Genomic DNA, 23,014 nt, shown 5'->3' with positions numbered 1-23,014 from the left:
CCCGTTCGCCCCCGCCGCCAACCGACGCTCGCCGCCTGTACCTACCCCTACCCCTATGCCGACGCCGGGGCGGGCGCCGGCTCCGCAGCCGTACCCCCACCCGCCGGTGTCTTCGCCGAGGACCCGGCCACCGGTTCCGTCTGCCCCGGCACCTTCCGCAGCAGCAGCCCGTAGCCCACCGCGGCGACCGTGCCCACGACCGCGCAGCCGGCCCACAGCGCGTCGGCGCCGTAACCGTCGATCACCGCGCCGCCGAGCAGCGGCGCCGCCAGCGAGGCGATCGACCAGGACAGGGCGTACATGCCCTGGTAGCGGCCGCGGCCGTGGACCGGCGAGAGGCGGACCACGAGTCCCATCTGCGTCGGCGAGTTGATGATCTCGCCGAGGGTCCAGACGGCGACCGCCACCGCGTACATGGCGACGGACCCGGCCAGGGCGGTCAGTCCGAAGCCGTAACCGGCGAGCAGGGCCGAGCCGATCAGGAGCATCGCCGGACTGCGGTGTTCGATGAAGCGGGTGACGGGGATCTGGAGCAGCACGATGAGGACGCCGTTGATCGCGATCACCAGGCCGAAGTCCGCGCTGGAGAACCCGTCCTGGCCCATCGACACCGGCATCGACACGTATGCCTGCTGGAAGAGCAGCGCCAGCAGGAGGTTCAGGCCGACGACGGTCATGAAGCGGCCGTCCCGCAGCACGGTCAGCATCGAGACCCGTGCGGGTGCCACGCCGGCCGGGCCCTCGGGGCCGGTCTCCCGGCCCGCGTCGGGGCGTGATTCGGGGAGCTTCCGGAAGACCACCAGCGCGCAGGCCAGGACGAGGGTGGCCTCGCCCAGGAAGAGGGCGAGGTAGCCGTGCTGGGCGATGAGTCCGGCCGCGGTCGAGGAGATCGCGAAGCCGAGGTTGATCGCCCAGTAGTTGAGGGAGAAGGCCCGCACCCGGTCCTCGGGGGCGACGATGTCCGCCATCATCGCCTGCACCGCGGGCCGTGAGGCGTTGGACGCCATACCGACCAGGCAGGCGACCGCCGCGATGGCCACCGGGTCCGTCATGAAGCCGAGCAGTGCCACGGACGCGGCCGTCGACAGCTGGGCGATCAGCATCGTGGGCCGCCGCCCGAGCCGGTCGGTCAGCACACCGGCCCCGATCGAGGAGACCACGCCGCCGAGCCCGTAGAGCGCGCCGACCAGGCCCGCGTAGGAGGCGGAGTAGCCGCGCTCGACGGTCAGGTAGAGCGCCAGGAACGTCGCGACGAAGCCGCCGAGCCGGTTGATCAAGGTGCTGGTCCACAGCCACCAGAACTGCCGCGGCATTCCGGAGACGCTCTCCACGGCGGCCCGCCGCAGCGCGGCCCCTCTCCCCGTACGCGCCGGTTCGGCCGGACCGCTCGGTTCGGCCGGCGGCCCTGATATGGATGCGGACATGACATCTCCCCCGTGGAGTCGTGCGGTGCGGCCGGGCGGCGGCCGGAAGTGGCAGGCGGTGGTGCGGAACGCGGCGCCGGAACGCGGTGCGGCGAGCGGCGCGGGAAGCGGTGCGGGTGCGCGCGGAGCGGTGGGGCGTCGCGCGGACGCGGTGGTTTGGAGGGGTGGGAGCGCCGCGCCGTGTGTAAGCGGTGCGAGCACGGTTCACAAGCTACTTTTGCCGGGTCTCCCGCCGCCACTCAATTGACGGGAAGCGTCAAACGTCACCGGGGATTCCAGGTACTGGGCCCCGGCAAGCCCCTCTTCCGTTTTCGATTACGCTCGACGCCATGGCCGACGCACCGTACAAGCTGATCCTCCTCCGCCACGGCGAGAGCGAGTGGAATGCGAAGAACCTGTTCACCGGCTGGGTGGACGTGAACCTCAACGAGAAGGGCGAGAAGGAGGCGGTCCGCGGCGGTGAGCTGCTCAAGGACGCCGGTCTGCTCCCCGACGTGCTGCACACCTCCCTCCAGAAGCGCGCCATCCGCACCGCGCAGCTGGCCCTGGAGGCAGCCGACCGCCACTGGATCCCCGTCCACCGCAGCTGGCGTCTGAACGAGCGCCACTACGGTGCGCTCCAGGGCAAGGACAAGGCGCAGACGCTCGCCGAGTTCGGCGAGGAGCAGTTCATGCTCTGGCGCCGCTCGTACGACACCCCGCCGCCCGAGCTGGCCGACGGCTCCGAGTTCTCCCAGAGCGACGACCCGCGCTACGCGAACATCCCCAGCGAGCTGCGCCCCCGCACGGAGTGCCTCAAGGACGTCGTCACGCGGATGCTGCCGTACTGGTACGACGACATCGTCCCGGACCTCGTCGCCGGCCGCACGGTCCTCGTCGCCGCCCACGGCAACAGCCTCCGCGCGCTGGTCAAGCACCTCGACGGCATCTCCGACGCGGACATCGCCGGCCTGAACATCCCCACCGGCATCCCGCTCGCCTACGAGCTCGACGCCGACTTCCGCCCGGTCAAGCCCGGCGGCACCTACCTCGACCCGGACGCCGCCAAGGCCGCCATCGAGGCAGTGAAAAACCAGGGCAAGAAGAAGTAAGCCCTAGCCGGCAACGAGCCCCCTGCCTGCGGTTTCTCCGCGGGCAGGGGGCTTTGTGCTGCCCTGGGGCCTTCTCGGGGCCGTCACTGCGCGATCGGGCCGTGTCCCGTGCCGAGCAAATCCCTGGTGAGCTCAGGTCACGTGGCAGACGATGGCTGCATGACGTTGACGATTTGGGTCGATGACTGGCAGATCCAGTGCTGCGGGGGGAGCTTCACGACGGGGGAAGTCGTCTCGTGGACGCTGATGGAGGTCGATCCGGAGGACTACGCCGACGTCGTCGGTAGTGAACGTGCGGCTGAGATCGACTTCCGCGAGGAGCATCACGGCCAGGAAGAGCACGCGCCGACCTGGTTGGAAGTACTGGCAATCGCCGAGGTGCACTGCCGTTACGACGTACCCTCAGGCAGCACCGCCCAGGTGCATTACCCGGTGCGGGGCAGCACCGAATTGGTTCCGGTCAAGGAAGCCGACGGGCGGGCGGAGGCTCGGCCAGATGTCTCCTTTGCGGGGTACTTGGTTACTGCCCGGCGTGCCGCAGACGTACCGGGTTGAGCGGGGAGCCACGGGGAATCGCGGACGATCAGTCGTCGGAGTCGATCTTTCCCAGGCCGCTCCGTCGCAGGTCAGACCCCCAACTCCCCTTGGGTCACCCGAGCATCCCAAGCCGCATGGCTCCGCCGCTCTGTCCGCGGACCGAGCGGCCTCAGAGAAGATCCCGCCAGAAGGGAGCCGTTGCCCGCGGGTTCCAGCTCTCATCAGCCTCGCCCCGCGCCTCGTCGAACTCCTGGTGGATGTAGTCGAGCAGGTTCGCCCCGTAATAGATGATGTCCGTCTGCCACATCGAGAGCACCGGATGCCCGAAGCTTCCACGACCGGCGGGCAGGTATCGGTGGGCATACAAGGGCACCAGCACCGGCACCTCCGCCAGATGGCGCCGCGCCTCATCCAGTGCAGCGGCTCCGCCCGCCGGACGACGGCCCCAGCCCTCGTACCAGTACTCGTTGTGTTCGACGGCGAGCACCACACCTTCGACCGGCCAGCCGAGCTGTCGACGCAAACTGTCCATGTCACCGCCGCGCCACTCCGGCCACGGTGTGGACCAGGTCTGCCCGTCTTCGGGAGGAACGTTGACCGGCAGGCCGGCGGCGAGGAATGCCCGGTGATCGTCCGCGAACTCGAAGCCGTACTCGCGCTCGATGCGCGCGAACTCAGCGTCCGTCAGACCCGGCTCAAGCTCGTAGAGACCTGTCTCTGCAAGGCGACGTGCGGCCTCCGCACCCAGGTGCGCTCCCTCATTGCTGATCACCGCCGCACGTTAGCGTCGTCCGGAACTCGCCGTCACCTGAGTTGTGCGCTGGACGGTGCGAGGCGCTAGGGCAACAAGAAGTAAGCCCTAGCCGGCAACGAGCCCCCTGCCTGCGGTTTCTCCGCGGGCAGGGGGCTCGGCTGTGTTCGGGGCCGCGCGGGCCGGTGCTGTCAGCCCTCGGTGCCCGGGGTGACCGCGGTGACGGTGAAGGTGTCGCCGCACACTCGCAGGCCCTCGGTGCGTGCGGTCATCGCGTCGGTGGAGCCGGGGGCGTACACGTAGACGAGCTTCGCCGTCGGTCGGCACGGGACGTCCTTGACGCCGTCGTTGAGGGTGTGGAGGACGGCGTGCGCGCTCTGCCCCGGTGCCAGCTTGACCACCTGGCCCGCGCCTCCCTCGTGTGTCGCGGGCGCCCCGATCTGCCGGCCGTCGCCCGCGCGCAGCGAGACGCCGGGGAAGCCGCGGAGGGCGCAGGTGCTCTTGCCGGTGTTGGTGAAGACCAGCGGGTAGTAGATGTTGCCGGCACCGGGGTCGGCGTCGCCGAGGCGCAGGCTCATGTCCTTGGAGGCGCACCGGTCCGCGCCCAGCTGCGCCGAAGGGCCGGAGCCGGACGCGGCCCGTGCGGCGGCCGACTTCTCGCCCGGGGTCTCCTGCCCGGTGGTGCCGCTGTCGCTCGCGGACGAGGCCGCCGTGGTCTGCGCCGAGGAGTGGGGTGCCGCGCTGCTCTTCCCGTCCTGGCAAGCGGTGAGCGCGAGCGCCGCGGCGCCGATCAGCGCGGCGGCGGCGACCTGACGGCCGCGGCGGAGGGAGGTGCTGGTGAGCGACATGAGGTTCCCCTCGTTGTGTGCGTGCGTGCAGTCCTGCGGTCTACGAGGAAGAGCCTGCTGCCGGCTGCTGATGATCGGCTAACGCGTCACTAACGGGCCAGGAACCGGATACGCAACCCGGAAACCCGGAAACCCGGAAAGCCGGATGGGCGGTAGGCGGGGGCGAGTACGGGAGGAGGTCTGGGGCCGCGTCGGCCGCCATGGGGAGAGGGCCCTCCGGCCCAGCGCCCCTGGCCGCCCCCCTGCCCCATCGCCTGCCCCTGCCCCCTGGCCGCGCCCCATCGCCCGCTCCCTGGCCACGGCAACGCACAGCGGCCCCGACCGGCGGTCTGCCGTTCGGGGCCGCTGCGGCGCAGTCGCGCACGCGCGATCGCGCGTGCGAAACCGTGTCGCGCCGTGGTCCTGCGCTGCTGGTGTCGCTGTGTCGCGCCGTGCCGCCGTGTGTCGGTGTGTGCCGCTCCGGACCGTTTGGGATCGCTCCGGATCGCTCCGGACCGGCCGTGACGAAGGGGCCGGCTAGCAGCCTCCGCACTGGCACGGTCCGCCGGATTGGCAGCCGCAGCTGCAGCCGGAGCCGCAGCCGCAGGCGCCGAGCACCGGGAGTCGAGGGCGGTCGACGGCCGTCGGCTCGTCGCGCGGCGCCGGGTTGGGGGAGTCCGCCGTGAGTGCCATGAATTGCCTCCTAGGGGTCACCTTGTCGCCATTGCATGCCCGGACCGAGCGGCGCGTCAACGGCGCGCGGAGGCATGGCGGCACGGCGCACGGCGGCACGAGAGGCGCTTGAGCGCCCCTCTCACGCCGTCCCGGTCAGGCGCCTTCCACAGCGGTCGGCGGGGCGATCTCGTCGGCATGCTCGCCGGTCACGAGGTAGACGACCCGCTTGGCCACGGAGACCGCGTGGTCCGCGAACCGCTCGTAGTAGCGGCCCAGCAGGGTCACGTCCACCGCCGTCTCGATGCCGTGCTTCCAGCGGTCGTCCATCAGGTGCTGGAAGAGGGTCCGGTGGAGCGTGTCCATGGCGTCGTCGTCCTGCTCCAGCTGGAGCGCGAGGTCGACATCCTTGGTGATGATGACCTCCGCGGCCTTGGCCATCAGGCGCTGCGCCAGCTGCCCCATCTCCAGGATGGTGGCGTGCAGGTCGCTGGGCACGGCCGTCTGCGGGAAGCGCAGCCGGGCCAGCTTCGCGACGTGCTGGGCGAGGTCGCCGGAGCGCTCCAGGTCGGCGCTCATCCGCAGTGAGGTGACCACGATCCGCAGGTCGGTGGCGACCGGCTGCTGGCGGGCCAGCAGCGCGATGGCGCGGGCCTCCAGCTCGCGCTGGAGGTCGTCGACCTTCTCGTCGCCGGCGATGACGTTCTCGGCCAGCTTGAGATCCGCGTCGAGTATCGCCGTGGTGGCGCGCCCGATCGCGGAGCCGACGAGCCGGGCCATCTCGACCAGGCCCTCGCCGATCGAATCAAGCTCCTCGTGGTACGCGTCCCGCATCAGTGACCTTCTCTCGCATCGAGTGGTGGTGTGGCAGGTGGAGAAGGGGAGTGAACGGCCGCCCTTCCTCCACGCTCCCACGGTCTGTGCCCGCGCGAGCCGTTGTCCGTGGACCCGGTCCCCGTGGAGCCCCTGCCCGGCGGGCCGCTGCCCGAAGAGAGGCTCCGCGGTTCGGCCCGGAGACCGCGGCTCCCGGTCCGCCCGGGGCCGTGGCCCCGCGACTCGCCCGGCAATTCCGCTTCTCCGGAGCCGGGCCCCGGGGGTTCCCGGCCGCGCGCCGGTGCGGGATCGTTTCCGCACCCGCACCCTCACAGTGCGGGCGCAGCGCGACCTGCGGTCCCACCGGGAGTGAATCGCCGCCGACGTGAAGGTGAACTCTGGGCGACGCCACCGTCTCCCCGGGAGGGCCCCAGAGAGGGATCCGGGCCCTCGCGAGATCGTCCGGAGGGTTCGCCGGCCGGACTTCTCCGGAGCCTTTGGGTCACTCGACCGGCCCAGCAAGGGCGCCCCAGAAGCCCTCCCGGGCCCCGTGCGGCCCTCCGGAGTGAACCGGCACCGACGCCCGGGTGAACTCTGGGCGACGTGTGTTCGAGCAGACGCTCGGACGGCTGGGGAAGTGTCCGAGCAGGCGCATAACCTGGAGTCATGAACGTGGACGCGGCCGTCGCCGCAGTGGCAGCGATCGCCGGGTTGTGCACCGGGGTCTTCGCCATGCTGGCGTTCCGATGGAGCGAGCGCGAGCAGGCCAAGCCCACCCGGTCCTCCCTGCACACCGACGCCGTCCTGCCCCCCGGCGTGGACACCGTGCTGTCGGTGCTGCGCTCCTCCGCGGTGGTCCTCGACGAGGCCGACGCCGTCGTCAAGGCCAGCTCCGCCGCGTACGCCCTCGGGCTGGTCCGGGGCGGCAAGCTCGCCGTCGAGCCGATGCTGCAGATGACCCGGGACACCCGCAGGGACGGCGAGATACGCCAGGTCGAACTGGATCTGCCCCGCCGTGGCACCGGCCGCGGAGACGCCCTCGCGGTCTCCGCCCGGGTCGCCCCGCTCGGCTCCCGCCTGGTGCTGCTGCTGGTGGAGGACCTCACCGAGGCCCGCCGCATAGAGGCGGTCCGGCGTGACTTCGTGGCCAACGTCAGCCATGAGCTGAAGACCCCCGTCGGCGCCCTGTCGCTCCTCTCCGAGGCCGTGATGGACGCCAGCGACGACCCCGAGGCCGTCAACCGCTTCGCGGGCCGCATGCAGAACGAGGCCACCCGCCTGACCAACCTCGTCCAGGAGCTCATCGACCTCTCCCGGGTCCAGAACGACGACCCGCTGGAGGACGCCGAGCCGGTCCGGGTCGACGAACTGGTCGCCGAGGCGATGGACCGCTGCCGCCAGCAGGCCGCCACCAAGCACATCACCATGACCAGCTCGATCGGCGGGCCCGCGGGCGCCTCCACCGGGGGCGCCGGCGCTCCGGCCGGCCGCACCGGCGAGCTGAGCGTCTGGGGCAACCGCGGCCAGCTCGCCGCGGCGCTCGGCAACCTCGTCGAGAACGCCGTCAACTACTCCCCGTCGCGCACCCGCGTCGGGATCGCCGGCCGCCGCGTCCCCGCCCCCAGCGGCGGCGGCATCCAGGCTTCCGGCACCGGGGGATTCATCGAGATCGCGGTGACCGACCAGGGCATCGGGATATCGGAGAAGGACCGCGACCGAGTCTTCGAGCGGTTCTACCGAGTGGACCCGGCGCGCTCGCGCGCCACCGGCGGGACCGGCCTCGGCCTCGCCATCGTCAAGCACGTGGCCGCCTCGCACGGCGGGGAAGTCACGGTGTGGAGCGCTGAAGGACAGGGCTCCACCTTCACCCTGCGTCTCCCCGAAGCCGGTGCCGCACGCGACCGCGAGCGGGCCACCGACCTCACTGCCACGGAGGGCCTCGACGAAGAGGACCGCCCGTACGAGACCTTCAACGATCCGCTTCCTGCTCACCCAGCCCCGGAGGTCCTTCCGTGACCCGAGTGCTCGTCGTCGAGGACGAGGAATCGTTCAGCGACGCACTGTCGTACATGCTCCGCAAGGAGGGTTTCGAGGTCGCCATCGCGGCTACGGGCCCCGACGGACTGGACGAGTTCGAGCGCAACGGCGCCGACCTGGTCCTGCTCGACCTGATGCTGCCGGGCCTGCCCGGCACCGAAGTCTGCCGCCAGCTGCGCGGTCGTTCCAACGTCCCGGTCATCATGGTGACCGCCAAGGACAGCGAGATCGACAAGGTGGTCGGCCTGGAAATAGGAGCCGATGACTACGTCACCAAGCCCTTCTCCTCCCGCGAGCTGGTCGCCCGCATCCGCGCGGTGCTCCGCCGCCGCGGCGAGCCGGAGGAGGTCGCCCCGCAGGCCCTGGAGGCGGGCCCGGTCCGGATGGACGTCGACCGGCACGTCGTCACGGTCTCCGGCGGCAAGGTCGACCTGCCGCTCAAGGAGTTCGACCTCCTGGAGATGCTGCTGCGCAACGCGGGCCGGGTGCTGACCCGCATGCAGCTGATCGACCGGGTCTGGGGCGCCGACTACGTGGGCGACACCAAGACCCTCGACGTCCACGTCAAGCGGCTGCGCGCCAAGATCGAACCGGACCCGGGCGCGCCCCGCTACCTCGTCACCGTCCGCGGCCTGGGCTACAAGTTCGAGCCGTAAACCGCCTGACCGCGATCACGACACCGCGGAACCGCAAGCACGACACCGCAGAGGCGCACGCCGCGGAGCGGTGAAGTGGCGTGCTGCGCCGTGCCGTTGAGCCGTTCCTGTGGTGACACGAGCCGCGGCCCGGGAAGGTAATCCCCGGCCGGGGCTCCGGCACCGACTTCCGGCCATCGGGCCGGCAGCGCCGACCTGCGGCAGCTACGCGTCAGGGGCGCCCCCCGAATCGGAGGGCGCCCCTGACGCGTTTCGCCATGTGCGGGCCGGCAGGTGACCGGCGCGCGGTGTCAGTGACCGGTGTGCGCCGCCTGGCTCGCCTCGCCGGACGGGCTCGTCGAGCCGGAGGGCGACGTGGAGCCGGACGGGGACGCGGACCCCGTGGGCTCGGTGGAGCCGGACGGGGACGCCGAACCGGACGGCTTGGGCGCCTCGCTGGGGCCGTAGCTCTCGAAGTAGCTCTTCGCCGGGACGACGAAGGCCGACATCTTGATCTTGCCGCTGTTGCTGAGGTTGAAGGTCACCGCCTGGGCGTTGCCGTCCTGGACGGCCTCCCGGCCGCTGGGCAGGACGGCCTGGGCGTTGCCCTGGCCGCCGATGACGACGGAGCCGCCGGCCGGCACGGTGATCCCGCCGGCGCGGCCCTTGGCGGACTTCAGCTGGGCCGAGGTGCCGGTGCCGTCGACGGTGATGGCGGTCAGCTTCTCGGTCGTGTCGCCGTTGTTGAACACGGTCGCGGTGATCACGGCCGGGCCCTTGGCGTCGAGTTCGGGCTGGGTGACCACAGAGGCGTTCTGGATCTTGATGTCGCCGACGGCGGTCGCGGCGTTGTCCGGCTTCACCTGCAGCGTCTGGGCGTCGTTCCCGGCCCCGCAGGCGGCGAGCGAGGCGATCGAAAGCGAGAGGACGGTTGCGGCGAGGACGCCGCGTCGAAGGCTGCGGCTCACGGCGGCGGCATCTCCTTGACGAGCTACGGCGGCCGAACTTCGTGCCCGGTCGCGGATGGACGGCTGTGGCGGCAGTGGCGTACGCGTCATGACGACGGGTGCGTAAAGCCGCCCTAAGGGTGTGTCAGCGCCGCTAGGTTACCGAGCCGCCCCCGCGCCGCCGCACCCGACCCGCCCCCTGCGCGGCCGCACCCCGCCGGGCCTCCCCTGGCGGCACCCCGCGATGCCCTGCTGCCGGCGCCCGAACGGGCCCCTGGAGCGCGCCTGGACGGGCCCGAATCGGCACGTGGAACAGAACTACGCCCGCACCCCCGGGGCCTGATCGCCCGGCATTCCCAACCGGTCCCGTGCGGCCCGTTCCCGCGGATCCTCGGGAACACGCCACGCCGCCGCGTGAGGCCGACGAGAAAATCCCCTCGATGCCCCGGAGCCGATCGCCTTCCGCCCGGTCCGTGTCAGGATCGGCTTCCCGGCCCTGCCCCGGGTCCCATTCCACCGGCGTCTCCCGGCACATGAATCCCGTCCGCTTCCGCGCGTCGCCGATGCCCCTCCCGATCCGGTTCCCGGTTGCGGCGGATGGGTGTTCACCGTTCCTCCGTGAGTCCTCCGCGACTCCTTCCGCGGCGTGGCCGGAGAAGTGCGATGAATATTCGACCGAAGGCCGTTCGGGTGACGGCCCCGCGTTTCGGCCGGTGAAAAGCAGTATTCGATGCGGAATGCGGGTGCCGGACGATATTGATCAAGCTCCGCCGTCCGCCGCGTGATCAATTCCGGAAACGGTCCTGCCGCGGGCTCCGCCAACCGAACGGAGTAGCGGAAGTAGCTCATACGGATCCGCGCAAAACGGGACGTTCGTCATGTCGATCATCAAGTTCATGCGGTGTGACGGACATGTTTCCGCTCGCCCGCGAAGCCCCTCCGACCTGCGAATACCTGCCTCGGGCGGCCCCTCGCAGCACGTTCCGGTCACTGTTGTCAAGCCCCGAGATGCGCCCTGACCTGCGAAAACGCCATTCAGAACGGTCCGTTCCCGTGTTAGCATGGATAGCCACGGAAGGGGTACCTGTCACATGACGTTCAAGGTTGGCGACACCGTGGTCTATCCCCATCACGGGGCCGCGCTGATCGAGGCCATCGAAACTCGCCAGATCAAAGGCGTGGACAAGACCTACTTGGTGCTGAAGGTCGCCCAGGGCGACTTGACTGTTCGTGTGCCAGCGGACAATGCGGAGTTCGTCGGCGTACGCGACGTGGTTGGTCAGGACGGGCTGGACCGGGTCTTCGAGGTGCTTCGTGCACCGTATGCCGAAGAGCCGACGAACTGGTCTCGTCGTTACAAGGCAAATCTCGAGAAGCTCGCTTCCGGTGACGTGATCAAGGTCGCCGAAGTAGTTCGCGACCTGTGGCGTCGTGAGCGTGAGCGCGGACTCTCCGCCGGTGAGAAGAGGATGCTCGCCAAGGCCCGCCAGATTCTGGTGAGCGAACTCGCCCTCGCGGAGAACACCAACGAAGACAAGGCCGAGGCTCTGCTCGACGAGGTCCTCGCGTCCTGACGACGCTGTGCATCAAGAAGTGTGCGTGAACGCCACGTGAAATGACTTTGCGTGTTGTCCGCGTGTGAGTCGACGCAGCAATGCCGCGGTGCCCGAGTGACGACCCCTTCCCCGGGGTCTGTTGCCGGGCGCTGCGGCATATCTGCGGTCGGTCGCCCCGCTTCTTCCTCGCCGGGCCTCTTCTTCGCAGTGCTTCATCGCTGTGCGTGCTTCTCGACCGCTGCTTCTGCCCGTCGCCTGTGCCGTCGGCCGACGCCGGGACCTCGCGCGGTCCGCCGGACGGTCCGCGTGTCCGGTGGGAGCCGCTGCGCGGAGCAGCGCCGCCGACCGAAGGGGAGAGGGAATGCCCCGTACGCCACCTCTGGCGTGCCGGGCTCGGGCAGCTGCCTCGACCGATGTCACGGAAGGGGTCCGGTCAAGGCGTCACGCCCGGCACGCTGTGGCCATACCCACCTCCCACGAGGAAACAAACCTGTCTGCGCCAATTCCGGGGTCGCCCCGGAACTCCGGAGCCTTCGATGTCTGATCCCTCCCGTCCGATCCGCACCGCCGCGGTGATTCCCGCCGCCGGCCGCGGTGTCCGGCTCGGCCCCGGCGCCCCCAAGGCGCTGCGCACCCTGGGCGGCACCCCGATGCTGGTGCACGCCGTCCGCGCGATGGCCGCCTCGCGCGCCGTCTCCCTGGTCGTCGTGGTCGCACCGCCCGACGGCGCCCTCGACGTCCGCCATCTTCTCGACGAGCACGCCTTCGGTGACCGCACCGACATCGTGGTGGTGCCCGGCGGCGAGACCCGCCAGGACTCCGTACGCCGCGGTCTGGCGGCGCTGCCCGAGGCCATCGATGTGGTGCTGGTGCACGACGCGGCGCGCCCGCTGGTTCCCGTCGACACGGTCGACACGGTGATCGCGGCCGTCCGCGCCGGGGCGCCCGCCGTCGTGCCCGCCCTGCCCCTCTCGGACACCGTCAAGCAGGTCGAGCCGCAGGCCCAGGGCGCCCCCGAGCCGGTGGTCGGCACCCCGGAGCGGTCACTGCTGCGCGCCGTCCAGACGCCGCAGGGATTCGACCTGGAGACGCTGCTCAAGGCGCACGACACGTCCGTCGAGGGTGAGGGTGCCACCGACGACGCCGGGCTGGTCGAGCGACTCGGCGCCCCGGTCGTGGTCGTGCCCGGCCACGAGGAGGCGTTCAAGGTGACCCGGCCGCTGGACCTGGTCCTGGCCGAGGCCGTACTCGCCCGGAGGAGGGCCACCGATGGCTATGTCTGAGCCGGCCGTGCCGGAATCGTCCGCCGGGGCCGCAGCGCCCGCCGTGTCCGCGGACCCCGCCGGTGGCGGCGGCCTGCCGGGCATCCCCCTCGTCGGGATCGGCACCGACGTGCACGCCTTCGAGCGGGGCCGCGAGCTGTGGTGCGCCGGGCTGCACTGGCCGGACGAGGAGTACGGCCTGGCCGGCCACAGCGACGCTGATGTGGCGGCGCACGCGGCCTGTGACGCGCTGTTCTCGGCGGCCGGCGTGGGCGACCTCGGCGCGCACTTCGGCACCGGCCGCCCCGAGTGGTCCGGTGCCTCCGGCGTGACGCTGCTGGCCGAGGCCGCCCGGATCGTACGGGCCGAGGGCTTCGCCATCGGCAATGTCGCGGTGCAGGTCATCGGCGTACGGCCGAAGGTCGGCAAGCGGCGGGACGAGGCGCAGAAGGCGCTGTCCGCGGCGGTCGGGGCGCCGGTCTCGGTGTCCGGGACGACCACGGACGGCCTCGGGCTGACCGGCCGCGGCGAGGGCCTGGCGGCGATCGCCACGGCGCTGGTGGTCCGCACGGCCTGAGCGGTCACGCACCTGCGCGCGTCCGTGCGGCGCCCGGCTCCCCGCCGATGCGGGAATGCCGGGCGCCGCGCGGACGTTGGGGCTTGTCGGAGAACTCGTGACCATCGGATCGACTTCGGCCCGCCCAGGAGGCACCCCGTGTCAGCCACCCTGTCCGACGACCTCAAGAAGCTCCTCGACACCCCGGTCTTCGTGTCCGTCGCGACGATTCAGCCCGACGGCAGCCCGCAGGTGTCCCCGGTCTGGGTGAAGCGGGACGGCGACGACCTGCTGATCTCGACGACCGTCGGGCGCCGCAAGGAAGCCAACATTCGCCGTGACCCGAGGGTGTCCGTCGTGATCCAGCCGTTCGACGCGCCGTACACCTACGCCGAGATCCGCGGCTCGGCCACCCTCACCACCGAGGGCGGGCAGGAGCTGATCGACGAGCTCGCGCGGAAGTACACGGGGAAGGACTACGCGCAGTTCAATCCGTCCGCCGGGCAGGACGACGCGCGCGTCGTGGTCCGGATCACGCCGCGCAAGGTGGTGGGCCGCATCTGACCGCCCCCGCCCCGTCCGCCTGGGCAAACGCGCCGGGCGGGCGGCCGGGGAAGCGGCCGGCGGTACCCCCGACCCGGCCGACCGTCACGCTTCTGTGTGCCGGTAACCCAAGGGGGCGCAGGGCACTGCCTGGTTCCGACTACCCTGGTTGCGTGACGATTCGCCTGTACGACACCAGCGCCCGGCAGATTCGCGATTTCATCCCGCTCACGCCGGGCTGTGTCTCGATCTACCTGTGTGGTGCCACCGTGCAGGCCGCCCCGCACATCGGGCACATCAGGTCGGGACTGAACTTCGACATCATGCGCCGCTGGTTCGAGTACCGCGGCTACGACGTCACGTTCGTACGGAACGTGACCGACATCGACGACAAGATCATCAAGAAGTCGGCCGAGCAGGGCCGCCCGTGGTGGGCGATCGGCTACGAGAACGAGGTCGCCTTCAACGCGGCGTACGACGCTCTCGGCTGCCTGCGCCCGACGTACGAGCCGCGCGCCACCGGCCACGTCCCCGAGATGATCGAGATGATGCGCGGCCTGATCGAGAACGGTCACGCCTACGCCGCCGACGGCAACGTCTACTTCGATGTGAAGTCCTTCCCGGGCTATCTGCAGCTGACCAACCAGGAGTTGGACAACCTCCGCCAGCCGTCCGGCGAGGACGAGACCGGTAAGCGGGACCCGCGCGACTTCGCGATGTGGAAGGCCGCCAAGGAGGGGGAGCCCAGCTGGGAGACCCCGTGGGGCCGCGGCCGTCCCGGCTGGCACCTGGAGTGCTCGGCGATGGCGCACAAGTACCTGGGCAGCGCCTTCGACATCCACGGCGGTGGCGTCGACCTCGTCTTCCCGCACCACGAGAACGAAATCGCGCAGGCCAAGGCGTTCGGTGACGACTTCGCCGCCTACTGGGCGCACAACGCCTGGGTCACCATGAGCGGCGAGAAGATGTCCAAGTCGCTGGGCAACTCCGTGCTGGTCTCGGAGATGGTCAAGCGCTGGCGTCCGATCGTGCTCCGCTACTACCTCGGCACCCCGCACTACCGCTCGATGATCGAGTACAGCGAGGAAGCCCTGCGCGAGGCCGAGTCCGCGTTCGCGCGGATCGAGGGCTTCATCCAGCGCGTGGTGGAGAAGGTGGGCATCGTCGAGCCGGCACCCGAGGTGCCGCCGGCCTTCGCCGAGGCGATGGACGACGACCTCGGGGTCCCGCAGGCGCTGGCGATCGTGCACACCACCGTCCGCCAGGGCAATGCCGCGCTCACCGCGGACGACAAGGAATCGGCGGTCGCCAGGCTGGCCGAGCTCCGGTCGATGCTCGGCGTCCTGGGCCTCGACCCGCTCGACGAGCGCTGGTCCGGCGGCGGCGCGGACCGCGGCGCGGATCTGCACGGCGTGGTGGACTCGCTCGTCCGGCTGGTGCTCGACCAGCGGCAGGCGGCCCGCACGCGCAAGGACTACGCCACCGCCGACGCGATCCGCGACCAGCTCCAGCAGTCCGGCCTCGCCATCGAGGACACCCCGTCCGGCCCGCGCTGGTCGCTGTCCTGAGCACCGCCGTGACCCCCAGCCGACGTCCGGATTCGCCCTTCCCGGGGGCTGCGGGCGACACTCAATCCATACGTACGTACCCACTCCACGTCGAGAGACGTCGAGAGCAGTGAAGAAACAGGTGACCCATGGCCGGCAACAGCCAGCGCAGGAACCGCCGCACGTCCAACAAGAAGGGCGCGCAGATCGGCAGTGGCGGTAAGCGGCGCCGGGGCCTGGAAGGCAAGGGTCCGACCCCGCCCGCCTCCGAGCGGAAGGGGCATGTCAAGAACCGCGTGGCCAACGCCAAGGCCAAGCACGCCGCGGCCAGGCGTCCGGCCCCCCGGCGCGGCGGTGCGAAGGGCACCTCCGAGCTCGTCGTCGGCCGTAACCCGGTCTTCGAGGCACTGCGCGACGGCGTGCCGGCGACGAACCTCTACGTCCAGCAGTTCATCGACACCGACGAGCGGGTGCGCGAAGCGCTCCAGCTCGCTGCCGAGCGCGGCAACATCAACCTGATGGAGGCGCCGCGCCCCGAGCTGGACCGGATGACCAACGGCCTCAACCACCAGGGCCTGGTCCTCCAGGTTCCGCCGTACGACTACGCGCACCCCGAGGACCTCGCCGCGGCCGCCTTCGACACCGGCGACGACCCGCTGATCGTGGCGCTCGACGGCGTCACGGACCCGCGCAACCTCGGCGCCGTCGTCCGCTCCGTGTGCGCCTTCGGGGGCCACGGCGTGGTCGTGCCGGAGCGCCGCGCGGCCGGCATGACGGCCGGTGCGTGGAAGACCTCCGCGGGTACGGCCGCCCGTACGCCGGTCGCGCGTGCGACGAACCTGACCCGGACGCTGGAGGCGTACCAGAAGGCGGGCCTGACGGTCGTCGGTCTGGCCGCGGACGGCGAGATGGAGCTGCAGGACGTCGAGGCGCTGGGCGGTCCGCTGGTCATCGTGGTCGGCAGCGAGGGCAAGGGCCTGTCGCGGCTGGTCGGCGAGACCTGTGACGTCCGGGTGCGGATCCCGATGCCGGGCGGCGCCGAGTCGCTGAACGCCGGTGTCGCGGCCGGTGTGGTCCTGTGGGAGGCGGCGCGCCGCCGCGCCTGACGAGAGCACGATCGCGGACCGGCCGTCCGGAAGACGGCCGGTCCGCGCTGCGTCACTCCCTCCCGCGCACGGTCGCGGGCGGCCCGTGGCGGGGCGGAATGCCCCGGCCGCGCCCGCATCGCCCAGCTGGGGGCAAAGCCTGACGCTCCGCACTTCTTGCGGAGATCCCGTGATCTTTGACGGGTCTCGGACAGATCGGGCCGGTCAAAGCAGTGTCTTAACCGCGGGTCACTCGGTTAGATGAGCGTGGACACCAGAACACCCCGCACACCTACGGGGGGACGCTCGCCGGGCTTCGATGACGAGCCGGTCCTGAGCTCGGTCAAGGTGCCGTGCGATCCCGCGCAGGTCATCGTCAACCACGCCAGCTTCCGGGTACAGCTAGCCGCCCCAGTGGTGAGCAGCAGCGCCATGGCCGACACCGCGCACATCCCCATGGTCCGGGGCTCGACCCCCGGTGCCAGACGCCGGGCGCCCGTGGTGTGGAGCGGTCGGACGGCGCCGGGCGGCACTGCCGGTGCCACCACCCAGCTCCTGCACGCGGTCCGCGACGCCGGCATCGGGCTCGACGGCGGCCACGGCGAGGAGATCGGCACGACCCAGGTCCTGCCCCGGGTACGCATCGACGACGCCGCACCCGCCTCGACCGTGATCGGCCAGCGCGGCCCCACCGACTCCGAAACGACCCTGCTGCGCGGCGTGCGCCCCGTCGGCAGCGCGTACGGCGACAACACCTACGACCGCGGCCGCGCCGACGACGGTTACGACGACGACAGCTTCGAGGCCCGCGAAGCGTACGACGCCGGCTCCAAGCGGCGCGGCAGCGACACAGTCCGGCACGCCTACTACCCCGGGCGCCGGATGAACCTCGGTGTCGTCCTGCTGCCGCTGCGGGTCTTCCTCGGCCTGATCTCCGTCTACGCCGGCATGGGCAAGCTCTGCGACCCCGTGTACTTCGACGGCGGCGAGCGCGGCTCGATGGTCAAGTGGCTCCAGTCGCTGGACCCGTGGGCCCTGGCGGTGCCCCTCCGGGACTTCGCCGTCTCGCACCCCGTCGGCGCCGGCCTGACCGTCGCGTTCCTCCAGGTCGTCGTCGGCGTGCTGACGATCTGCGGTCTGTGGCAGCGGCTCGCCGCCTCGTTCGGCGCGCTGCTCTCCGCGGCCCTGCTGATGACCGTCAGCTGGCGCACGGTCCCCGCCTACGACGCTCCCGACATCATCTACCTCGCCGCGTGGAGCCCACTGATCATCGCGGGTGCCCCGGTCTACTCCATGGACGCCCGGCTGGCCGGCGAGGCCTGGCGGCGGCTGGGCCCGCGGGTCGAGGTCGCCGACCTGCGCCGCCGGGTACTGCGCCGCGGCGCGGTGATGACCGCGGTGGTGGCCGGCCTGACGCTGCTCATCGGCTCGCTGCTCGGCGGCGCCGTACGGTCCGCGACGGTCACGCCCGTGCCGCGGCCCGGTGAGCCGGCGATCAACAACCTCCCCGGTTCGCCGCTGCCGCGTCCGTACAAGAAGGCCACCAGGCCCGGCCAGGGTCAGAACGGCAACAACATCCCGCAGCGCCGCACCAGGCCCTCCGCGGATGCTTCCCGCAAGGCGGGCCAGGCCGGCAGGCCGTCCGCATCGACGCCGGGTGCGGCTCCGTCGGGCAGCGCGAGCGGCAGTGCTCAGCAGCCCGGCGCGACCACCAGCGGCCCGCCGCAGCGGACCACCCCGACCCGGGCACCGGCGCCGTCCCAGGCGCCGACCACCTCGGGCGGCACCGGCGGCGGTACGACCGGTGGCAGCACCGGTGGCTCCGGTGGCGATTCCGGTGGCCGTGGCAGCACTCTGGGCGGCCTCCTGGGCTGACGCCGGACCGCGCGCCCTCACGGACCGCGTACCTGCCCCCGTTCGTCCCGAACCCCCTTCGCCTCGACCACGAGGCGCAGGGGAGGGGCGGCCGGGGGCAGCGGCGTGTTCGGGGGAGCCCGGACGGCCCGGGTATCGGTGCCCGGGGCGGGGCCCGGGACTTCTGCGTATGCCCTGTGGGCGGGCGGGAGGCGCCTGAGCGGCGCCGGAGCGCGCCCGGGGCCTGTGCCGTGCTCGGAGGGCGTCCAGCCGGCCCTGAAGGGCGTGGAGGGGGCCTGGCGGGTGCGTACGTCCCTGACGGCGTCGATGGGCTACCCGGGCGGGGGCCACGGACCCCGGGCCGTCAGAAGGCCGCTCAACGCCCTTGCGCGCCCAGCTCCTTGGCGGCCTCGGTGAGGTCCTTGGCGGTGTCGATGGCGCGCCAGTAGGCACCCTGCGGGAGCGGATAGCCGGCCAGGCGGCGTTGGCGGGCGAGGCGGGGGAAGGTGGTCCGCTCGTGGTCGCCGCGGGTGGGCAGCAGTTCCGTGAAGGCGGCGGAGAAGACGTAGACGCCCGCGTTGATGAGATACGGCGAGGGGGGCGACTCGACGAAGTCCAGCACGTGCCCGAACGCATCGGTCTCGACGGCGCCCCACGGGATGCGGGGGCGGGCCAGCGCGAGGGTGGCCTCCGCGTCGCGTTCGTGGTGGAAGGCGGCCATCTCGCGGAGCGGGAAGCGGGTCCAGATGTCGCCGTTGGTGGCGTACCAGGGCTCGTCGGGGCGGGGGAGGGAGGCGGCCGCGAACTTGAGTCCACCACCCCGGCCCAGCGGCTCGTTCTCCACAACGGTCCTGACGCGCAGGGGCAGTTGGGCCTGGGAGAGCCAGTCCTGGAGCACCTCGGCGAGGTGGCCGCAGGAGACCACCGCGTCCGTGACGCCTTCCTCGGCCAGCCAGTTCAGCTGATGGCCGATGATCGGGGTTCCGGTTCCGGGAATCTCGACCATCGGCTTGGGTCGGTCGTCGGTGTACGGGCGGAGACGAGAGCCCTGGCCTCCGGCCAGGACCACGGCTTGCGTGGGGTACGGATGCGGGGCGCCTGTCATGGTTCGCACCCTATGCGGTGCGCGTTGCGGTCACTGCGTGGTGCGCAGGGCGGTCACTGGGACGTGGCGACGCCCGTGGCGAAGGAGGTGTCGCAGACCGGCCGGGAGAACGCCTGGGCGCGGTGTGCGGCGCCGTACTTGGCGACGGCGGCGCGGCCGAGGGCGCGGGCGATGGACGCGCAGTGCTTGGCCAGCGAGGGCCGCGCGGTGGTCGCCTTCTGGAGGTGGGTCAGTGCGACGCCGGGATCCTTCTCCTGGAGTTCGACGAGGAGGCGGTCGCGGAGGACGTCCTGGGGGGCTCGGGGGCCGGCCTTGGTGGAGGCCTTCCCGGAGGACGCGGTCAGCACCTGCGACTCGGTGGCCGTCGACGCCCACGGGACGCGGGTGACCGCGAGGGTCCCGGAGAGGACGAGGACGACGGGGAGGACGAGGGCGAGAGTTCGGCCGATACGGCGGGCTGCGGAGTTCACGGACGTGATGGTAGCGAGGAGTGATGATTTGGCGACATTTGGTCACCTTATCGAGGGACGAATGGCTCGTCGGTGCGGTTGTTGCGTTGACGTACCGGCGAGAAAGGCGGCATCTGTGAGGTTTTGCCGGGGATTTTGTCGACACGGGGCAGTGGGCGAGGTCCCCGTCGAGGTGCGGATCGAGATCCGGTGCAGGTGCGGGCCCCGGGGAGTCCCGTACGGAAACCCGCTCCGGCGGCTCCGGGGTCGACGCACCGCGGCGGCGCCAGGTCCGCAGACCCGGCGCCGCCGCTTCAACCGCTTTCGTCGGGCGCTGCCGCCCGATCCGCTCAGTCGGTGAGGCGCTCACCCGACGACGTCGAGAAGACGTGTGTCTCGCCCGGCCGCGGTACGACGTGCAGTCGCGCGCCCTTGTCCGGAACCTCGCGGCCGTTGACCCGCACCACCAGGTCCTTGACCTCACCGCCGACCTCGGCCGTCCCGTAGACGTAGCCGTCGGCGCCGAGCTCCTCGACGACGTTCACCGTGACGGCCAGGCCCGCCGGGGCGTCCGTGCTCTCCTTGGACAGCGACTTCGCGGCGGCACCGTTCTGCTCGACGATCTCGAAGTGCTCGGGACGCACGCCGACCGTGACGGTCCTGTCGCCCTTGTCGGCGGCCGCGGTCAGTGCCTCGCGGTTGACCGGGACGACGCTGTTGCCGAACTTCACGCCGCCGTCGGTGATCGGCACCTCGACGAGGTTCATCGCGGGAGAGCCGATGAAGCCGGCGACGAAGAGGTTCGCCGGGCGGTCGTACATGTTGCGCGGCGAGTCGATCTGCTGGAGCAGGCCGTCCTTGAGGACCGCGACGCGGTCGCCCATCGTCATGGCCTCGACCTGGTCGTGGGTGACGTACACCGTGGTGATCCCCAGGCGGCGCTGCAGGCCGGCGATCTGCGTACGGGTCTGCACGCGGAGCTTGGCGTCCAGGTTGGACAGCGGCTCGTCCATGAGGAAGACCTGCGGCTCCCGGACGATCGCCCGGCCCATCGCGACACGCTGGCGCTGACCGCCGGAGAGCGCCTTCGGCTTCCGCCCGAGGTACTCCGTCAGGTCGAGGATCTTCGCCGCGTCCTCCACCTTCTGCCGGATCTCGGCCTTCGGCACACCGGCGATCTTGAGCGCGAAGCCCATGTTGTCGGCGACCGACATGTGCGGGTAGAGCGCGTAGTTCTGGAACACCATGGCGATGTCCCGGTCCTTGGGCGGAAGGTGGGTGACGTCGCGGTTCCCGATGCGGATGGCGCCGCCGTCGACGTCCTCCAACCCCGCGAGCATCCGCAGCGAGGTGGACTTGCCGCAGCCGGACGGCCCGACGAGGACGAGGAATTCGCCGTCCTCGATGGCGATGTCGAGCTTGTCGACGGCGGGCTTGTCGGAACCCGGGTAGACGCGGGTTGCCTGGTCGTACGTGACCGTAGCCATGGTGATGTGTCCCTTCACCGGCAGGAACGTGCCGGACGATCCGAGTAAAAGGAGTGATGTGGTCCACTGCTGTGGACTTCGGCGTGACGCTACCGTCGTCCCGGGCCGGTGTCAGTAGCCTTACGGTCACGAAAACCGGGGGACCGGCATCCGGCGCGCCTGGGTACACTTCTTCTCGCACGCCTCCTTAGCTCAGCTGGCCAGAGCACCGCTCTTGTAAAGCGAAGGTCGTCGGTTCGAATCCGACAGGGGGCTCTGAGTGTGACCTGCAGCAACGCCCCCGTGATCATGAATCACGGGGGCGTTGACGGCAGAACCTGACGGCAGTCCCGTCTAACGACGCCGTTTGAGCAGCCGATCCATGTGGCTCATGGCCTCCCGGCGGGTGTCATCGCTGACGTGCGTATAGACGTTCATGGTGACCGCAATCTGGGAGTGCCCCAGGATTTCCATGACGGTGCGGGGTGCGACGCCGGCCGCGAACAGCAGGGATGCGCACCCGTGCCGGGTGTCGTGCAGCCGGACCTGCGGCAGGCCCGCTGACGCTGACACCCGCTGGAAGGACCGGTACAGGTTCCGCGGTTCGATGGGCAGACCACTGCGGGTGGTGAACACGAGGCCGCTGTCGTGCCACTCCGCGCCGAGGGCGGCCCGCTGGCCGCCCTGGCGCATACGCTGCCACCGGAGTGGAGCCACGCACATCAGTGGAACGGGGATCACCCTCGAACGCCGGTTCTTGGTCGTATCCAGGTACAGCTCTTTGCCGCCGCGGTTGAGCGTGGTTCGGACCGTCAAGGTTCGCCGGTCGAGATCCACGTCTCGCCACTGCAATCCCAGGATCTCCCCACGTCGCAGGCCGAGGGCGACGGCCAGGACGAATGCGGGGTACAGCGGGTCGGACCGCGCGGCTTCCAAGAAGGTCAAGGACTCGTCTAGCGACCACGGGCACAGCTCGCGCGGCTCGACCTGCGGGGCGGGGACCAGCTGCACCACGTTGCGGCTGATCAACTCCTCTCGGCATGCGGCCGTCAGGGCGGTGCGCAGGACGCGGTGAGCCTCCTTCGCGGTTGCCGCCGACGCTTGCGCGGTCACCGCTGAAATCATCCGGCGCACGTTCGCGGTGGTGAGCGATTCCAGGCGGCGGCTGCCCAGGAGCGGCACGAGGTACAGACGGGTGTGCATCTCGTACTTCACGTAGGTGGTGCGCTTACGCTGTGGCCTGACGTGTTCCTCCAGCCAGTACGGCAGCCACTCGGAGAGCTTGGCGGAGCGTGTGGGTGTAGGGATGCCCTGACGGTCACGCCGGACGAGTTCCTGGCGCTTCTCATCACATTCTTCCCAGGTAGCGCCGTAGATGGTTTTGCGCTTGCGGGTCCCGTCGGGTTGAGGGACGTAGACACGTCCCTCCCAGCGGCCGTCCTTGCGCTGCCAGATGCTGCCAGCGCCGTTGGGATTCCTCTTTCGGGCTGCCATCAGGCTGCGTTCTCCTCAAGTCGTTCCTGCATGTAGTGGCGTACGGCATCGACCGGAATGCGGCGGGCACGGCCGGACGTGTAGCTCGGGAGCTGCTTGGAGCGGATCAGGTCGTAGACCTTGCTGCGGCTGAGCCTCAGAGCGGTCATGACCTCCGGGACAGTGAGGGCTTGCGGGTCGCTTGCGACGACGGTCAGCACGTTGAGACCTCCGGAAGAGGGCCGGGCATGCGAATGGAGTTGGTTCGGGGGCTTCTCGGAGGCCTGCGCCTGTCCGAGGCGCGGATTCCTGCGTCATTGCGTCATCAGCGTCATTTGCGCTTCTGACCTGCGGTTTTGTGTGACGCAGCGGTTTGGGGGTGCG

The 23,014-nt window shown here is 70.9% G+C and carries 21 protein-coding genes and 1 tRNA gene; 12 read left to right on the top strand and 10 right to left on the bottom strand.

The genetic code is table 11. The annotated features are described in order from the left end of the window. Positions 1-53: 53 nt before the first annotated feature. Positions 54-1,313 (bottom strand): MDR family MFS transporter, encoded by a 1,260-nt coding sequence (locus QOM21_RS15550; protein WP_407555688.1) that lies wholly within the window; start codon positions 1,311-1,313, stop codon positions 54-56. A gap of 440 nt (positions 1,314-1,753) precedes the next feature. On the opposite strand from QOM21_RS15550, the gene QOM21_RS15545 reads away from it, so the two are divergent. Together QOM21_RS15545 and QOM21_RS15540 are read left to right on the top strand one after the other, a co-directional pair. Continuing rightward, a complete protein-coding gene (locus QOM21_RS15545; RefSeq protein ID WP_407550613.1) occupies positions 1,754-2,515 on the top strand; it encodes a phosphoglyceromutase in 762 nt (253 codons plus the stop codon). A gap of 159 nt (positions 2,516-2,674) precedes the next feature. Continuing rightward, the gene (locus tag QOM21_RS15540) at positions 2,675-3,070 is read left to right on the top strand and encodes a DUF6578 domain-containing protein (RefSeq protein WP_407550611.1); all 396 of its coding nucleotides are present in this window, start codon (positions 2,675-2,677) and stop codon (positions 3,068-3,070) included. 151 nt (positions 3,071-3,221) lie between these two features. Here the strand turns inward: QOM21_RS15540 and QOM21_RS15535 are convergent, their stop codons facing one another. The 3 genes from QOM21_RS15535 to phoU all read right to left on the bottom strand — a co-directional run bounded on the left by QOM21_RS15535 (position 3,222) and on the right by phoU (position 6,136). Continuing rightward, positions 3,222-3,824 (bottom strand): hypothetical protein, encoded by a 603-nt coding sequence (locus QOM21_RS15535; RefSeq protein ID WP_407550609.1) that lies wholly within the window; start codon positions 3,822-3,824, stop codon positions 3,222-3,224. Between the two features lie 170 nt (positions 3,825-3,994). Continuing rightward, positions 3,995-4,651 (bottom strand): DUF4232 domain-containing protein, encoded by a 657-nt coding sequence (locus QOM21_RS15530; RefSeq protein ID WP_407550608.1) that lies wholly within the window; start codon positions 4,649-4,651, stop codon positions 3,995-3,997. Positions 4,652-5,458: 807 nt separating this feature from the next. Further along, positions 5,459-6,136, bottom strand: a complete 678-nt coding sequence (gene phoU / locus QOM21_RS15525) for a phosphate signaling complex protein PhoU (protein WP_407550606.1) — start codon at positions 6,134-6,136, stop codon at positions 5,459-5,461. A 645-nt stretch (positions 6,137-6,781) separates the two neighbouring features. Here phoU and QOM21_RS15520 point away from each other — a divergent pair. Then, the gene (locus QOM21_RS15520; RefSeq protein ID WP_407550605.1) at positions 6,782-8,131 is read left to right on the top strand and encodes a sensor histidine kinase; all 1,350 of its coding nucleotides are present in this window, start codon (positions 6,782-6,784) and stop codon (positions 8,129-8,131) included. Then, positions 8,128-8,808 (top strand): response regulator transcription factor, encoded by a 681-nt coding sequence (locus QOM21_RS15515; protein WP_030063828.1) that lies wholly within the window; start codon positions 8,128-8,130, stop codon positions 8,806-8,808. The genes QOM21_RS15520 and QOM21_RS15515 overlap by 4 nt, the downstream gene beginning before the upstream one ends. Before the next feature lie 290 nt (positions 8,809-9,098). Here QOM21_RS15515 and QOM21_RS15510 read toward each other — a convergent pair whose 3' ends face one another. Continuing rightward, on the bottom strand, positions 9,099-9,755 hold the full coding sequence (locus QOM21_RS15510; RefSeq protein WP_407550603.1) for a DUF461 domain-containing protein: 657 nt from the start codon (positions 9,753-9,755) through the stop codon (positions 9,099-9,101). Between the two features lie 1,070 nt (positions 9,756-10,825). On the opposite strand from QOM21_RS15510, the gene QOM21_RS15505 reads away from it, so the two are divergent. The 7 genes from QOM21_RS15505 (at position 10,826) to QOM21_RS15475 (ending at position 18,158) form a co-directional block, all read left to right on the top strand. Beyond that, positions 10,826-11,308: a CarD family transcriptional regulator gene (locus QOM21_RS15505; RefSeq protein WP_003953493.1), complete on the top strand. Its 483-nt coding sequence runs from the start codon at positions 10,826-10,828 to the stop codon at positions 11,306-11,308. 518 nt (positions 11,309-11,826) lie between these two features. Continuing rightward, a complete protein-coding gene (gene ispD / locus QOM21_RS15500) occupies positions 11,827-12,573 on the top strand; it encodes a 2-C-methyl-D-erythritol 4-phosphate cytidylyltransferase (RefSeq protein ID WP_407550600.1) in 747 nt (248 codons plus the stop codon). Beyond that, entirely contained in the window at positions 12,560-13,129 is a 570-nt protein-coding gene (gene ispF / locus QOM21_RS15495) for a 2-C-methyl-D-erythritol 2,4-cyclodiphosphate synthase (RefSeq protein WP_407550598.1), read from the top strand. Before ispD ends, ispF begins: the two co-directional genes overlap by 14 nt. A 138-nt stretch (positions 13,130-13,267) precedes the next feature. Further along, positions 13,268-13,672: a PPOX class F420-dependent oxidoreductase gene (locus QOM21_RS15490; RefSeq protein WP_407550595.1), complete on the top strand. Its 405-nt coding sequence runs from the start codon at positions 13,268-13,270 to the stop codon at positions 13,670-13,672. 152 nt (positions 13,673-13,824) lie between these two features. Beyond that, positions 13,825-15,219 (top strand): cysteine--tRNA ligase, encoded by a 1,395-nt coding sequence (gene cysS / locus QOM21_RS15485; protein ID WP_407550593.1) that lies wholly within the window; start codon positions 13,825-13,827, stop codon positions 15,217-15,219. 128 nt (positions 15,220-15,347) lie between these two features. Then, on the top strand, positions 15,348-16,304 hold the full coding sequence (gene rlmB, locus QOM21_RS15480) for a 23S rRNA (guanosine(2251)-2'-O)-methyltransferase RlmB (protein ID WP_407550591.1): 957 nt from the start codon (positions 15,348-15,350) through the stop codon (positions 16,302-16,304). A gap of 240 nt (positions 16,305-16,544) precedes the next feature. Next, complete coding sequence (locus QOM21_RS15475) at positions 16,545-18,158, top strand: DoxX family membrane protein (protein ID WP_407550589.1); 1,614 nt, start codon at positions 16,545-16,547, stop codon at positions 18,156-18,158. Between the two features lie 355 nt (positions 18,159-18,513). On the opposite strand, the gene QOM21_RS15470 is transcribed toward QOM21_RS15475, so the two are convergent. The 3 genes from QOM21_RS15470 to QOM21_RS15460 form a co-directional block, all read right to left on the bottom strand. Then, entirely contained in the window at positions 18,514-19,242 is a 729-nt protein-coding gene (locus QOM21_RS15470) for an NDP-sugar synthase (protein WP_407550587.1), read from the bottom strand. Positions 19,243-19,295: 53 nt separating this feature from the next. Continuing rightward, the gene (locus tag QOM21_RS15465; protein ID WP_393894815.1) at positions 19,296-19,712 is read right to left on the bottom strand and encodes a hypothetical protein; all 417 of its coding nucleotides are present in this window, start codon (positions 19,710-19,712) and stop codon (positions 19,296-19,298) included. A 329-nt stretch (positions 19,713-20,041) separates the two neighbouring features. Beyond that, positions 20,042-21,178: an ABC transporter ATP-binding protein gene (locus QOM21_RS15460; protein ID WP_407550585.1), complete on the bottom strand. Its 1,137-nt coding sequence runs from the start codon at positions 21,176-21,178 to the stop codon at positions 20,042-20,044. A gap of 181 nt (positions 21,179-21,359) precedes the next feature. Here QOM21_RS15460 and QOM21_RS15455 point away from each other — a divergent pair. Further along, a tRNA-Thr gene (locus tag QOM21_RS15455) sits at positions 21,360-21,433 on the top strand. A gap of 78 nt (positions 21,434-21,511) precedes the next feature. On the opposite strand, the gene xerC is transcribed toward QOM21_RS15455, so the two are convergent. Further along, positions 21,512-22,651, bottom strand: coding sequence for a tyrosine recombinase XerC (gene xerC / locus QOM21_RS15450; protein ID WP_407550583.1), 1,140 nt, complete (start codon positions 22,649-22,651; stop codon positions 21,512-21,514). Further along, positions 22,651-22,851, bottom strand: coding sequence for a helix-turn-helix domain-containing protein (locus QOM21_RS15445; RefSeq protein ID WP_407550581.1), 201 nt, complete (start codon positions 22,849-22,851; stop codon positions 22,651-22,653). Before QOM21_RS15445 ends, xerC begins: the two co-directional genes overlap by 1 nt. Between the last annotated feature and the right edge of the window lie 163 nt (positions 22,852-23,014).

Origin of the sequence: Streptomyces sp. Pv4-95 (genome assembly GCF_045782725.1) — a bacterium.
Taxonomy (GTDB): domain Bacteria; phylum Actinomycetota; class Actinomycetes; order Streptomycetales; family Streptomycetaceae; genus Streptomyces.
This window is presented reverse-complemented; position numbering and strand designations above follow the sequence as displayed.